The sequence below is a fragment of the Marseilla massiliensis genome (genome assembly GCF_016899955.1).
Lineage (GTDB): Bacteria > Bacteroidota > Bacteroidia > Bacteroidales > Bacteroidaceae > Prevotella > Prevotella intestinigallinarum.
Map to the genome: position 1 here is coordinate 1 of NZ_JACJJL010000127.1, position 230 is coordinate 230.

The following is a 230-nucleotide window of genomic DNA, read 5'->3' on the forward strand; positions in this document are numbered from 1 at the left end:
TGAAAGAGGCCTGGCAGGCCGGCGCCGCCGCTGTGGAGGCCGCTGTTTCCGGCGTCACCGATAAGATGGTTGCCTTTAAGTGCACCCGCGAGGGCGGCTACCAGTGTGAGACCAGCCTGGAGCCCCTGGATATCGTGGCCAACTTCGAGAAGAAGGTCCCCCGCGAGTGGATCAATGAGGCCGGCAACGGCATTGAGCAGCCCTTCATTGATTATGTGTTACCCCTGATC

General features: G+C 60.9%; 1 protein-coding gene. It reads left to right on the forward strand.

The features are described 5' to 3' along the window. Window positions 1-230: hypothetical protein (locus tag H6B30_RS16225; protein WP_439116976.1), on the forward strand; the 230-nt coding region annotated here is incomplete at both ends.